Origin of the sequence: Ralstonia condita (assembly GCF_958405655.1) — a bacterium.
Lineage (GTDB): Bacteria > Pseudomonadota > Gammaproteobacteria > Burkholderiales > Burkholderiaceae > Ralstonia > Ralstonia condita.
The window spans coordinates 786064-798240 of sequence record NZ_CATYWO010000002.1; the positions used below are offsets into that span (position 1 = coordinate 786064).

13 protein-coding genes and 1 pseudogene are annotated in these 12177 nt (G+C 66.2%); 7 read left to right on the forward strand and 7 right to left on the reverse strand.

Translation table 11 applies throughout. The features are described 5' to 3' along the window. Positions 1–20: 20 nt before the first annotated feature. On the reverse strand, positions 21–1610 hold the full coding sequence (locus R2N03_RS10100) for a methyl-accepting chemotaxis protein (RefSeq protein WP_316657432.1): 1590 nt from the start codon (positions 1608–1610) through the stop codon (positions 21–23). A gap of 201 nt (positions 1611–1811) precedes the next feature. On the opposite strand from R2N03_RS10100, the gene R2N03_RS10105 reads away from it, so the two are divergent. Beyond that, on the forward strand, positions 1812–2066 hold the full coding sequence (locus tag R2N03_RS10105; protein WP_316657433.1) for a hypothetical protein: 255 nt from the start codon (positions 1812–1814) through the stop codon (positions 2064–2066). 16 nt (positions 2067–2082) lie between these two features. On the opposite strand, the gene R2N03_RS10110 is transcribed toward R2N03_RS10105, so the two are convergent. The 3 genes from R2N03_RS10110 to R2N03_RS10120 all read right to left on the reverse strand — a co-directional run bounded on the left by R2N03_RS10110 (position 2083) and on the right by R2N03_RS10120 (position 4224). Further along, the gene (locus R2N03_RS10110; protein WP_316657434.1) at positions 2083–2904 is read right to left on the reverse strand and encodes a siderophore-interacting protein; all 822 of its coding nucleotides are present in this window, start codon (positions 2902–2904) and stop codon (positions 2083–2085) included. A gap of 29 nt (positions 2905–2933) precedes the next feature. After that, positions 2934–3602, reverse strand: a complete 669-nt coding sequence (locus R2N03_RS10115) for a PadR family transcriptional regulator (RefSeq protein WP_316657435.1) — start codon at positions 3600–3602, stop codon at positions 2934–2936. Between the two features lie 103 nt (positions 3603–3705). After that, positions 3706–4224, reverse strand: a complete 519-nt coding sequence (locus R2N03_RS10120; RefSeq protein ID WP_316657436.1) for a MarR family winged helix-turn-helix transcriptional regulator — start codon at positions 4222–4224, stop codon at positions 3706–3708. Between the two features lie 77 nt (positions 4225–4301). Here R2N03_RS10120 and R2N03_RS10125 point away from each other — a divergent pair, with 77 nt between their 5' ends. The 3 genes from R2N03_RS10125 to R2N03_RS10135 are packed head-to-tail and all read left to right on the forward strand — an operon-like array spanning position 4302 to position 5868. Next, on the forward strand, positions 4302–4799 hold the full coding sequence (locus R2N03_RS10125) for a carboxymuconolactone decarboxylase family protein (protein WP_232040047.1): 498 nt from the start codon (positions 4302–4304) through the stop codon (positions 4797–4799). Beyond that, positions 4796–5245: a GNAT family N-acetyltransferase gene (locus R2N03_RS10130; protein ID WP_316657437.1), complete on the forward strand. Its 450-nt coding sequence runs from the start codon at positions 4796–4798 to the stop codon at positions 5243–5245. Before R2N03_RS10125 ends, R2N03_RS10130 begins: the two co-directional genes overlap by 4 nt. Next, positions 5242–5868: an FMN-dependent NADH-azoreductase gene (locus tag R2N03_RS10135; protein ID WP_316657438.1), complete on the forward strand. Its 627-nt coding sequence runs from the start codon at positions 5242–5244 to the stop codon at positions 5866–5868. The genes R2N03_RS10130 and R2N03_RS10135 overlap by 4 nt, the downstream gene beginning before the upstream one ends. A 118-nt stretch (positions 5869–5986) precedes the next feature. Here R2N03_RS10135 and R2N03_RS10140 read toward each other — a convergent pair whose 3' ends face one another. Then, positions 5987–7585 carry a hypothetical protein gene (locus R2N03_RS10140; RefSeq protein WP_316657439.1) on the reverse strand — a complete coding sequence of 533 codons (1599 nt, stop codon included), beginning with the start codon at positions 7583–7585 and terminating at the stop codon, positions 5987–5989. 209 nt (positions 7586–7794) lie between these two features. Here R2N03_RS10140 and R2N03_RS10145 point away from each other — a divergent pair. Continuing rightward, positions 7795–8046, forward strand: a pseudogene (locus tag R2N03_RS10145) (penicillin-binding transpeptidase domain-containing protein); the annotation flags it as partial. A 200-nt stretch (positions 8047–8246) separates the two neighbouring features. After that, positions 8247–8657 (forward strand): hypothetical protein, encoded by a 411-nt coding sequence (locus tag R2N03_RS10150; protein ID WP_316657440.1) that lies wholly within the window; start codon positions 8247–8249, stop codon positions 8655–8657. Between the two features lie 51 nt (positions 8658–8708). Here the strand turns inward: R2N03_RS10150 and R2N03_RS10155 are convergent, their stop codons facing one another. Beyond that, positions 8709–10322: an OpgD/OpgG family glucan biosynthesis protein gene (locus tag R2N03_RS10155; RefSeq protein WP_316657441.1), complete on the reverse strand. Its 1614-nt coding sequence runs from the start codon at positions 10320–10322 to the stop codon at positions 8709–8711. 196 nt (positions 10323–10518) lie between these two features. Between R2N03_RS10155 and R2N03_RS10160 the strand changes: the two genes are divergently transcribed. After that, positions 10519–11676 (forward strand): serine hydrolase domain-containing protein, encoded by a 1158-nt coding sequence (locus R2N03_RS10160; RefSeq protein WP_316657442.1) that lies wholly within the window; start codon positions 10519–10521, stop codon positions 11674–11676. Positions 11677–11688: 12 nt separating this feature from the next. Here the strand turns inward: R2N03_RS10160 and R2N03_RS10165 are convergent, their stop codons facing one another. Then, positions 11689–12159, reverse strand: a complete 471-nt coding sequence (locus tag R2N03_RS10165; RefSeq protein WP_316657443.1) for a cyanophycin metabolism-associated DUF1854 family protein — start codon at positions 12157–12159, stop codon at positions 11689–11691. Positions 12160–12177: the final 18 nt, after the last annotated feature.

Consider the following 12177-nt stretch of genomic DNA (forward strand, 5'->3'; position numbering starts at 1 on the left):
ACGTGCCCCCGAGAGGTGCGCTACGCCCGGAATACCGCGACAGCGTGTTTCAGATCTTCGGATTGGCGCGCCAGCACCGAGGTGGCTGCGGCCGCTTCTTCCACCAGGGTGGCGTTCTGCTGCGTCACCCCATCGAGTTGCGAGACCGAGGCATTGATCTGCGCGATACCGCTGCTCTGTTCGCGCGAACTGGCCGAGATTTCCGACATGAGCTGCGTGACGGTCTGCACGGATTGCACGATCTGCGTCATCGTGGCGCCGGCCTTGTGCACCAGTTCGACCCCGTCGCGCACGGATTGATCGGAAGCGCGGATGATCTCCTTGCTCTGCGCGGCCGCCTGGGCGCTGCGCTGCGCCAGGCTGCGCACCTCGCCCGCCACAACGGCAAAGCCGCGGCCCTCCTCGCCCGCGCGCGCGGCTTCCACCGCGGCATTGAGTGCGAGGATGTTGGTCTGGAAGGCGATGCTCTCGATGGTCGCAATGATCTCCGTCACGCGCTGGCTGTCGGCGCGGATGGCGTCCATGGTGTGGACGACCTGCTGTACCACCTGGCCGCCGTCGGCAGCGATGGTGGAGGCCTGTTCGGCCAGCGCGCTGGCTTCGCGGGCGTGGTCGGCGTTCTGCGCCACCATCGACGTGAGCTCTTCCATGCTCGAAGCGGTTTCCTCCAATGCGGCGGCTTGCTGTTCCGTGCGGGCCGACAGATCGTGGTTGCCCGCCGAGATCTGCAGGGTGCTGTGCGCCACGTTGGACGCGCCGTCCTGAATATCTCGCACGATGGAGGACAGGCTCGCACGCATGGTGCCCATGGCGCGCATCACCTCGCCCACTTCATCGCTGGAGCGCACGGCCACGGTGGTTGTCAGGTCGCCGGCGGCCAGGCGCGTGGCAAGGGTGGCGGCTTCTTCCAGCGGGCCGATCAGGGTACGGGCGAGCAGTACGCCCGAGAGCGTCGCGAGCCCCGCGCAGCCTACGCCAGTGAGCCATAGCCAGTCGCGGCTGAGCACCAGCCATGACGTGCCGTGCAGGTCGGCCGCTTCCAGGGCGATATGCGCCCAGAGTGTGCCGATGAGGATCGCCACGGCAATCAGGCTTTGCAGCCCGATCACCTTGAAGCGCAGGCTGTCGCGCTGGAACAGGTTCAGGCCGCGGCGCCACCCGGTGCGCAGGATGCGGCCCGCGCGCACGGCGTAGGACCGGTCGCCCTCATTGATGGCGGTGTAGGCGCGTTGCGCCCGCGCGATCTGCGCGGGGGTGGCCATGGAGCGCACCGACGTGTAGCCCGCGATGGTGCGGTCCTGGAACACCGGCGTGACGTTGGCAAGCACCCAGTAGAAGCCACCGTCCTTGCGGCGGTTCTTGACCAGCCCGCGCCAGGCCCGTCCTGCCTTCAAGGTGGCCCACAGATCGGCGAAGGCCGCCTCGGGCATGTCAGGGTGGCGCACGAGGTTATGCGGCGAGCCCAGGAGTTCTTCCTGCGAATAGCCGCTGACACGCACGAACGCCGGGTTGGCAAAGACGATACGGCCCTTGGGGTCGGTCCGTGAAATGAGGTAATCCGTCGGGGTGAGGGCGGTTTCGGCTTGGGTGACCGGTAGGTTCTTGCGCATGATGATGCCGCGCTTCTTGGGCGCGGATAAACGAAAGTGGACGGAAATCCTCCCTTTCATCGGCAGGCCGGCGAGGCACTGAAGGCTGCGCCCGTGGTGCGCTTTGATCTGCATCAACCTGCCCGTGCGCCCGCAAATGGGCATGCCCGTTGCTAAATTGACCGCAATGCGTCGCGCAGACGCTGAAGACGGAGGAATGAAGTGCACAAGATCCGTGGGGATGTCGAGATCGTCCCGCATGTGACGCCTGCCGGGGCACGCGGCTGGGAGGCGCGTATCGAGGTGGTGTTTCGCAGCGAGGAGGGCCACTCGCTCGCCGGCTCACGGCCTGTGCGGCCGGGCTGCACGTTTGGCTCACCGCGGGAGGCGATGGATGCCGCGCTCCTGTACGGGCAGCGGCTGGTGCGCGATTGGGTGCGTGGGGCAGCCCCTTCCGACGCGGAGTCTGTCGCTTGAACCGGCGGCGTGCCAGTCAACGCGCCTCGCGGGCCTTGCGCGCCTCGCGCGAGAGGCCGGCTGTCCAGTAGCCCTTGGCATGGATGGCGTCATGCGGCACGGCCCAGGCGCCTTCGAGCAGCGTACGCACCGGCTTGAGCAACGAGGCCTCGCCGGCAAGAAACACCTGTGGCGTGCCGGGCGGCATCTTGTGGGCGCTGAGGGCGCCGACCATCATGGCGCCGGCGTGTGCGGTATCGGCTTCGATCCAGTGGATGGCCTGGCTGCGGGAGCGCAACGAAAAGTCGCCCTCGAGCGGCAGGCGCGCACGGGCATCACCGATCGCAATGTAGGCTTGCACGTTGGCGTGTGCCGGCAGGCTCTCCAGGAGGGAGAAGATGGCGGGCAGTGCCGTTTCATCGCCGATCAGCAGGGTCCACGGTGCAGCGGGGTCCGGCACGAACCCTGGCTTCGGTCCGGCAAACTCGAGCTCGTCGCCGGGCAGCACGCGCTTCAGCCAACGGGCAGCGGGGCCGTGCGCCGCGGCTGGCGTTTCGTCATGCACGACAAAGTCGACTTCCAGCTCGGCCCGCGCGGCGTGATAACGGCGGATCGTGTAAGCCCGGCCAAGCATGCGGCCAGGGTGCGCACCGTCGTGCGGGAACATCAGTTTGATCGCGGCACCGGGCGGCGCCTTTTCGAGGTCGCCAAGATCGGCTGCCGCCACCCCCGTGAAGATCACCCGCCGCATGCGCGGCGACAACGTATGGACGGCGCGCACGCGCACCCGGCGCGTGGCGGGTTTGGCGGGACTCAGCAGCTGCGACATCAGACCTTGTGTGCGGTGGAGGGCGAACATAGTGGGCGGCAGATCAGGGCGGGGGCGGGTCAACGCTCTCCGGTGATTTCCTTCAGGGCACGCAGCAGGATGTCTGCCACGCGTTGCTGTTCTTCGCGCGAGGCGAAGCGTTTTTCCATGAGCGCGAACTTCAGACGCCAGCGCGCGGTGCGCAGCGGGTCATGCCCCGTGTCTGTCCACTCGGCGGCGTTGTCGGTTTCGCGGTCGAAGGCCATGGCCTCGTTCATGCGCTTCACACGCTCGCCCATGGCGCGCAGTTGTGCAAGGATGGCGTCCGCGCTTTGCTGGCGTTCTGCCAGCCAGGCCTCGCCTTCCGGCGTGATGCCGTAGCGCTTCTTGTTGCCTTCGGCGGTAACGGAAGCGAAGCCGTGGTCTTCCAGGTACGACAGCGCCGGATACACCATGCCCGGGCTTGGCGTGTAGAAGCCGAGCGAATGCTCTTCCACTGCCTTGATCAATTCATAGCCGTGGCGGGGCGTGCCCTTGAGCAGCGCCAGCAACACGAGCTGCAAGTCGGCCGAACTGAGCCGGCGGCCGCGCCACGGGTTGCCACCGTCGTCATCGCCTTCACCGTAGCCGCCGGAGCCCCCAAAGCCGCCCATGCCACGCCCGAAGCCGTGTCCGCCATGACCGTGGCGGCCCATCACGAAGTGTTTTGCAATCCACATTTTGTGGTGATGCCCGAACCAACCGCGCATTGTCAGTCTCCTGAAGAACATCATCAGATATATCGTAAGATACATCGGATGATAGTGGCGGCCGTCCAGAAGTCAAGGACAGCGGAGAACAATGACGTGCGAATCAGGGGGCGGGTTTGTCGCTGCCGAGTGTTGCGACGTGTACAAGCCAACGCCGCACGACCTCTTCTTCCTTGGCCGAGAACCCTTCCAGCAAGTCCTGCTCGATGCCGCCGGAGCGTTCTCGGCACGCTGCAAGCAGGGCAGAGCCCTCCGCTGTGACGTCGATGTGCTGGATTCGGCCGTGCACGGCGTGGGGCCGGCGGGTGATGGCGCCGCTGCGCTCCAGGTTGGTGACGATCACGCTCACCGTCTGGGGTGTGAGCATGGTCAACCGGGCGAGGTCGGCATTCGAGATGCCCGGGTAGGCCCGGAGCATCGTGAGCACCAGGAATTGCGGCAGCGTGACACCCACGTCGGCCATGGCCCGTTCCATGCGGAGCCGGTGCGCGGCGCTGGCCTGGCGCAGCAGATAGCCAAGATAGCCTTCTTCGCCGCGCTTGCCCTGTCCGGGCTCGGGGATGGAGGGCGAGTTGCGGGGCGGGTCGGTTTCCTTGCCGGCGGCAGGGGTGCGCTTGCTCATAATGTCAGAGTTCGAATATTATGTTCGAGCACTGATATTACCATTCCTCCAACCCGGGCCTTTAACAGGAGCCAGACATGGAAGATCTCTCCCCTCGCATGGATTACTCGGAATTTGTCGACACCGCCGTCGGCGTGGCCCCGGCGTTGCAGGCGCTTGGCAAGGCAGTCGATGCCTCAGGGCTGGAAAAGCCGCTGACCGAGCTCGTCAAGCTGCGTGCCTCGCAAATCAACGGATGCGCGTTCTGCGTGCAGTTCCACCTGAACCTGGCGCGCAAGCTGCGCGTGGCGCCGGCCAAGCTCGATCTGGTGGCGGTCTGGCGCGACACGCCGGCGGTTTTTACGCCGCGCGAGCGTGCCGCGCTGGCCTGGACGGAAGCGCTGACCACCCTGGCCCGCGCCGCCGACCACGGCGTGGAAGATCACGAATACGACGCCGTGCTTCAGCATTTCTCCAGGACGGAAGTCGCGTTCCTCACGGCCGCCGTCGCCAACATCCAGGCGTGGAACCGTATTGCCGTCGCGATGCGCTTTGCGCCGCAGGTGCCGGCCGCCGTGGCCGCAGAGGAAGCATGACCATGGACACCATCCGCCCCATCGAAGACGAAGCCGCGTTGCGTGCGTGCTTTCCCGTCATGCATCAACTGCGGCCGCATCTTGCCGACGCCGACGAGCTGGCCGCGCGCTGGCGCCGGCAGGTGGAAGACGGCTATCGCCTCATCGCCGTCTGGCGCGATGGCGTGCCGGTTGCGCTGGCGGGATATCGGCAGCAGGAGAACCTCGTCTACGGTCCGTTCATGTATGTCGACGATCTGGTGACCGATGCCAACCTGCGCAGCAGCGGCCTCGGCAACGTGCTGATGGACCACCTCAAGGCCGAAGCCGAGCGCCTGGGCTGTGCACGGCTCGTGCTCGACACGCCGCTGTCCAACGTGCTCGGCCATCGCTTCTACTATCGCAATGGGCTGCTCGCAGGTGCTTTGCGCTTTGGCATGAACATGCAACCCGGAGCTGCACGATGACAACGTTGCTGCACGTGACCGTGAGCCCGCGCGACGATCGCTCGCACAGCCGGCGTGGCGCGCAATTGGTGATTGCACAATTGGCTGAAGCCGTCGGGGGCCTGCGCATCATCGAGCGCGACCTGGCGGCGACACCGCTGCCGCATCCCGATGCCGGCTTTGTCGAGGCCAGCCTCATGCCCGATGCCGACCGCACTGCAGCGCACCGCGCCGCGCTGGCGTTGTCGGAAACATTGATCGGCGAGCTGGAAGCCGCGGATGCCGTGCTGATCTCCACGCCGGTGCACAACTACACGGTGCCTTCGGCGTTGAAGGCGTGGATCGATCTGGTAGTGCGGCCCGAGCGCACGTTCCGCCGCACGCCCACGGGCAAGGTGGGCATGCTGACCGATCGCTCGGTGCTGGTGGTGTCTGCTTCCGGCGGCAACTTCGATGGCGCCCACGCGCAGACCGATTTCCTGATGCCGTATCTGCGGTATGTGTTTGCCACGGTGGGCATCCGTCAGGTCGAAGGCATCCGCTTGCAGAACACCGCGCGCGGCGCCGATTCCGGCATGCGGGCCTTGGAAGGCTTTCGACAGGAGTTGGCTGCGCGGATGTTGCTGATGCCGCTGGTTGCCTGATTGTTGTCGCGCAAGAGAAGAAGCCTGGCTGGCCTGTCGCGTCGGTTCAGCCACGTGACATTGCGTGTGTCAGTGCATCGCAGCTGCGCTTACTTTGTCGATCCGTTTAACGTGCAGCCTAAGGCGCCGCTTCTGCCGTATTCGTCAGCTGCTTCAGCGCCTGGACGAAGTACGCCCGATCGTGCGGCGCCAAGTTCTGCATGGCTTGCGAGAGGCGCTCCATCGTTGTGCGGGCGGTGACGTGATCGCGCTCTGCGTGGGCAAACCATGCCAGCTCCAGTAGCAACCCGCTCACCTGTACGTGGCCGTAGCGATGACGGCCGCTGTCGTGTTCGCGCAGGCGCAGTGCGGCCACGTCGGTCCAGCGCTGCGGCCAGTAGCGCGCGTCAAAGGCTTCGGCAAACGGCCCCGCCTGCGTGCGGAGGTCGGCCAACGTGAGCGCAGCCCGACGTGTGTCGGCGCGTGCAATGCGCATCAGCGCGATGGCGTTCCACGCCGATTGCAGCGGCCCACCGTTGCGCAGCGCTTGCCATTCGCTCATGGCCAGCCAGCGGACGGCATCGACCGTGCCGTCGGCATGCGCTGAGTTGCCAAGCACATCGCGCAGCAGCCAGCACGTCATGCCGAGGTTGGCGGCAACTTGCTGCACCGCGTCGGACGCCTGGCTTTCCAGTGCGGCAGCCAGCGCGGTTTCGAATTGCGCGACGATGCACTGTGCGGCCTGGGCGCGTAGGTCCAATGCAAGGCCATCGGCATCGGCGTAGAGCAGGCGGGCGCGTTCGATGAGGGCGCTGAGGTTGTTCCACTCGAAGCGGATCTGTGGGTGATAGCGCAGCAGGCTGCGGCCGGGCTCGGCATCGGCCAGACGGGCGAGCAGGCCGGCGGCGAGGTCGAGGTCGCGGCGGTCATACGCACACCATGCGGTGACGATGCGCTCCATGGCCGCGAGGTAATCGTTGCCCAGCACGTGGCGCTGCCGGCGGTGCGCGCGCAGTTGCGAGAGCAGGGCGCTGGCGCGTGTGGAGTCGCCCAGGCGGCGCGCGGCCATTGCCTCGCCCAGGGTGACGAGGGCGCGTTGGAAGTCGTTGTCGGCGGCGTCACTGGCGTGGCGCAGCGCAAGCAGGGCGCCGCCCCGCTCGGTGTCGGACGCGCCGGTGCTGGCGCCCAGCGCATGCAGCAGACGGCCTTCGCGCATGGCGTGGCGCGCGGTCAGAAAGGCGTGCCAGAACGCGGGGTTGGGCGTGCCAGGCGCCGGGCCGGACAGCGCGCTGGCATTGGTTTCGGTGGTGTTGTCCGTGCTGCCATCCGGCGCGGCAATCCCGAGGAAGGCACGCACATCGGCATCATCGGCAATGCGCCCTTCAACCACGCAGACCACGCGCTCTGCGTCTTCGGGGGTGAGCCAGAAGGGCCCTTGGCTGCGCTTGTCTGCGTTGAGAAAGCGCGGCTCGCGATCGCGCGCCTCACCCCAGCCGGCCTGCACGCCCCAGTTCTGCCAGTCGCGAAAGGCGCGGCTGATCATCATGCGCTGCGTGCTGGCGTCCGATACGGCGCCGCGCAGGTCGGCCAGGCGCACCAGCGGTTGTTCCGGCGACAGACGGTGCGCGTAGGCAAGCCGCACCAGCAGCCACAGGCTCTGGAACGGCGCACGCCGGCCGTCGACGGTTTGCGGTGTGGTCAGCTCGACATGGAGGGCGGGCAGGGCAGGCAGTGTCATCCAGGCAATCAGGCGAAGCGAAACGTGGCGCCATTGTGCGCCAAGCCCCTTGTTACGGGAGTTACGCGCGTGACGTGCGGCGAGGTGGGTGCGCTGGCGGTGGCACGGCGCGCTCCCTACGATGCGCAGCGCCGGCTCATCCGCGTGTCGAGGGTTGCCGGCAGCCAATCACTCAATTCAAGGAGCTTTCCATGTTCTCTCGCTGGTCGCCGCGCACGTGGGACATGGTCCACCGCATGCTGCGGATCGAACAGCAGGGCGATGACGGGTTGTACGCCAAGACGGGCGTCGCGACCGAATATCAGCCGCAGATCGGCTGGTGGGTGGGCTGGGTGGAGCGCGCGGGGCGTGTGTATGCCTTCGCGCTGAACATCGACATGCCTCGTGAAGGCGATATGGCCAAGCGCATTCTGCTGGGCAAGCAGTTGATGCAGGCGCTGGCGGTCTGGCAGGCGCCATGAGCGGGGCATCTGCACGTTCCACCGTCTGAGCCGCAATCAGGGATGCCCGCAATCCACAATCAGATCGATCTGGAGGACGATGAAAATCGTAAAAAACTATTACGTTCGTCCGTCGAAAGACGGGCAGATGCGACACATCGCCCAAGGGTCGGGCAGCGAGGGTTGTTATGTTCAGGGTCTGCAAGGCAACGGCGGTCGCCATGGCGGCGGCCGTCGGATCGACGGGCGCGCTGGCGGGGGGCAGCCAGGACGGCATGATCTATTTCACCGGCGCCATCGTCGAGGCCGGGTTCCACGTGCGGTCGGCGCAGCAGGCGACCGGGGCGCACGCCGCGATGCAGGCGCGTGCGTCCGCGTCCGGTGACCAGGTCGTGTTGGATTTTCGCTCGACAGCGGTGCGGGTGGTGCCGGTCGATGTGTCGGTTGAGGCGTGCGCGGCGTCATCGCTCAAGCCCCTGCGGGTGGGCGATGCGCGCGACCACGCGGACGTCTTGGTCCAGTACGGAGGTTTCAAGGCCAACTTGCTGATGGCAAACGACGGCACGCTGACCGTGTCGCGCTTGCCGGGGGGTGAGCCAGCGCTGGCTGTGGTGACACTCTCCTACCAGTAATGAAAAAAGGCGGGAATCCCCGCCTTTTTTTGTTGACCGCCGCGATGGCGTTTACGACGCCACCGGCCCCACCGGCGATTGGAACGGGTGGTATTGGTACAGCCACGTCTCCGACAGCGGCTTGCCATCCACGCGCAGGAACAGCCGCATATCCACCGGTTCCTTCCCGTCGACCGTCAGATCGAACTGCGCACGCCAGTGGCCGGGCACGCCGTTCGGCACGGCTTCGGTAAACACATACGAGAACGTGCCGCGCGAGGTGCTCAGCACGGCCTCCGGCTTGGTGCCGAACGGCAGTTTCTCCAGCGGGCCGCCCTTGAACTCAACCATGAACTTGCGCACGCCGCGCGGACGCGGCTGGCCCGGCTGCCCGCCGTTGCCCATGCGTGTGGCCACGCAGCGCGCCAGTTGCGTCGGATACGGCTCATCGGCCAGCCAGTGCAGGCGATAGCGCAGACGGTATTGGCTGCCCGCCCGCGCCGGGGCCTTTGGCACCCACATGGCGACGATGTTGTCGTGGATCTCGTCGTCGGTCGGGATCTCGATGAGCTGCACGGCGCCTTCGCCCCAGCCTTCCAGCGGCTCCACCCACAGGCTCGGGCGGCGCTCGTAGTGCACGCCGTCCTGGTAGTTGTTGAAGTCGCGGTCGCGCTGCAGCAGGCCGAAGCCGCGCGGGTTGTTGTCGCCAAAGGCAGACGCCATCGTGCGCGGCGGATCGTTCAGCGGGCGCCAGATGCGTTCGCCGCTGCCTGTCCACAGGGCCAGGCCATCGGAGTCGTGCACTTCGGGGCGCCAATCGGTGGCCGTGCCCTTGGCGGTTTCCGAGAACCAGTACATCGATGTGGCCGGCGCGATGCCGAAGCGGTCCACGTCCTTGCGCAGGAAGATGGCCGTGTCGATGTCCATCACCACGCCCTTCGTGCGATGCATGACAAAGCGGTACGCACCGGTGATGCTCGGGCCGTCGAGCAGGGTGTAGATCGTCACGGAATCGGCGCGGTTGTCTGCCGGCGTGTCGAACCACACGTGCGTGAAGTTGGGGAATTCTTCGGGCTTGCCGGCCTGCGCCACGTCGAGCGCAATGCCGCGTGCGGACAGCCCGTACTGGTACAGCTCGCCGATGGCGCGGAAGTACGACGCGCCCAGGAAGGCAACCCAGTCGTTCTTTTTCCAGTCGAGTTTTTTCTGATCGCCCAGGCGGCTTTCCTGGAAGCGGAAGCCGGCAAAGCCGCTGCCGCGCGGCAGCTTGCGCGCCGGGCTGTCGGCGGGCATGTCGAAATACGATTCGTCGTAGACGACCTCGCGTGCGGCACCTTTTTCCACCACGTGCATGCGCACCGGCGCGCGGAAGAACGTCCCCAGGTGGAAGAACGTCACCGGAAACTGGCCGGGGCCGTCGGCAAAGAGCGCGTGGGCGGTGTCGAACTTGATCTTGCCGTGCGCCTCGTAATCGATCTTGGACAGGATGTCAGCCGGTGCCGTGGCGGGCGGCGTGTAAGGCTTGCCGGCCATCGAGCGGGCGCGTTCGATCAGCGCATCGAATGAAAACGGCGCGGCATCGCCGAGCTTGACGCGATTGGCGGCCAGCGCTTCGGGCGTGATGCCGAGCGCAGCCAGCGTGGCGGTAACGGATGCGGAGGCAAGAAGGGTTCGACGTGTGACCATAGGTGCCTGTGATGTGACTGATGAATAGGAAGGGTCCGACATGGTAACGCGGGCCCAGGTTCCGACGCGGGCTGAACACTCCCCCGGATGGCCGATCCAGCGCCGTTCGGACGCCCAAATCGACCATTCATCGCAGAGCGTTTGACCTTTCAAGTGCCGGTTACGATACTTGACGACACATCAAACGGGGGCTGGGATGACGCTACGACTGCGCAGCATCGGCATCGCTTTGGCATTGGTTTGCGCGGTAGGCGGCGCCCAGGCGGCACCCTGCGACGCGCCAGCCCAGTTGAACGACGGCTGGCAGACCGAAGCCGACCCCGCCGCAGCCGGCTTCGATGCCCGCCAACTCTGCGCCGTGCTGCGCAGTTTTGCCGGCGCCGATATCAACTTCCACAGCCTGCTCGTGGTGCGCCATGGCCATCTGGTGGCGGAGGTCTATCACGCCGGCAAAGATGAGCGCGTGAAGGATCTGTTCCGCACCGCGCGCACGTTCGACGCCAGCACGCTCCACGACATCCGCTCGATCAGCAAATCGGTGACGAGCCTGCTGTGGGGCATTGCGCAAGGGCAGGGGAAGATGCCGCCGCTCGACACGCCAGTGCTGTCGCTGTTTCCCGGGCTGGCCGATCTGAATCGCGATGGCCGCGAGGCGATTACGCTCTCGCAGATGCTGTCAATGTCCAGCGGCCTTGCCTGGAACGAATGGCGTGCGACGAGCTTCCTGAGCAACGACGAGTTCGGACTGTTCTGGCACACCTCTCAGGCGCATTACGTGCTCGACCGCCCGATGGCGGCGCCGGCTGGCACGCAGTTCAATTACAACGGCGGCAACACGGCGGTACTGGCGCAATTGCAGGCAGAGCGCGTCGGCATGTCGTTGCCGGAGTACGCGCGCACGCAACTGTTCGAACCGCTGGGCATCACCGACTGGGAATGGGTGGACGACTACCGTGGCCGCCCGCTGGCGTTTGCCGGCGTGCGCCTGCGCCCCCGAGACCTGGCGCGCATCGGCCAGCTCGTGCTGCAGCACGGCCAATGGAATGGGCGGCAGATTGTGCCTGCGGAGTGGATTGCCGAATCAACACGCCCCCACATCGACACGGGTATCGCACCGGGTTTGCGCTATGGCTACCAATGGTGGCTGGGAACGATCGAGGTGAACGGCGTCGAGCAGCCGTGGATCGGCGGCATCGGCAATGGTGGCCAGCGCTTGTGGGTCATTCCGGCGCTCGACATGGTGGTGGTTACCACGGCGGGCGATTACAACCAGCGCGCCAGCTGGAAGCAGGCCGAGACGCTTCTGGAGCGCGTGATGACCACGGTGGAGCCTGCGACGCCGGTCGGTCGGTGAGTGCTGTGCGGTTCAGAGGAACCGGTCGAGGATCTTCCGGCTGTGCTTGTCGAGCGCAAGCTGGTCGCGAATCAGGTAATGGATGCCGTGGCTGTCCGAAATGAGGAGCGTGGTGCCGGTCAGCCGGCGGATATCCTCTTCTCCGCGCAGGACGAGGTCGGTCTGGCCGCGGTCGGTTTCTACCGTCCACGTGCTGGGCGTGGCATAAGTCGACACACCGACGATCCTGCGAATCTCGGGCATGAACTCGCGTGTGGCGAGTTCCGCGTCGATCAGCTCGCGCACCGGCGCGGGCAGCGCGTCGGGCTGTGCAATCCAGGCCAGTTCACGACCATCGGTGCTCATCAGGCTCAGCCCCTGGCTGGCCGCGGAAATCGGAAACGCGCGCACGGGAACCACGCCTTCGTGGGCCGTCCCGTCGGCCAGCGTGACGACAAGCTTGCCGAAGCTGTTCCGGCTCAGGGTGAAATCGGGCGTCTGCATTCCAGTCGATCCTGCGGT

Coding starts and splice junctions, on each gene's coding strand:
- R2N03_RS10100 (WP_316657432.1), bottom strand. CDS start 1,610: ATGCGCAAGAACCTACCGGTCACCCAAGCCGAAACCGCCCTCACCCCG.
- R2N03_RS10110 (WP_316657434.1), bottom strand. CDS start 2,904: ATGTTCGCCCTCCACCGCACACAAGGTCTGATGTCGCAGCTGCTGAGT.
- R2N03_RS10115 (WP_316657435.1), bottom strand. CDS start 3,602: ATGCGCGGTTGGTTCGGGCATCACCACAAAATGTGGATTGCAAAACAC.
- R2N03_RS10120 (WP_316657436.1), bottom strand. CDS start 4,224: ATGAGCAAGCGCACCCCTGCCGCCGGCAAGGAAACCGACCCGCCCCGC.
- R2N03_RS10125 (WP_232040047.1), top strand. CDS start 4,302: ATGGAAGATCTCTCCCCTCGCATGGATTACTCGGAATTTGTCGACACC.
- R2N03_RS10130 (WP_316657437.1), top strand. CDS start 4,796: ATGACCATGGACACCATCCGCCCCATCGAAGACGAAGCCGCGTTGCGT.
- R2N03_RS10135 (WP_316657438.1), top strand. CDS start 5,242: ATGACAACGTTGCTGCACGTGACCGTGAGCCCGCGCGACGATCGCTCG.
- R2N03_RS10140 (WP_316657439.1), bottom strand. CDS start 7,585: ATGACACTGCCTGCCCTGCCCGCCCTCCATGTCGAGCTGACCACACCG.
- R2N03_RS10150 (WP_316657440.1), top strand. CDS start 8,247: ATGGCGGCGGCCGTCGGATCGACGGGCGCGCTGGCGGGGGGCAGCCAG.
- R2N03_RS10155 (WP_316657441.1), bottom strand. CDS start 10,322: ATGGTCACACGTCGAACCCTTCTTGCCTCCGCATCCGTTACCGCCACG.
- R2N03_RS10160 (WP_316657442.1), top strand. CDS start 10,519: ATGACGCTACGACTGCGCAGCATCGGCATCGCTTTGGCATTGGTTTGC.
- R2N03_RS10165 (WP_316657443.1), bottom strand. CDS start 12,159: ATGCAGACGCCCGATTTCACCCTGAGCCGGAACAGCTTCGGCAAGCTT.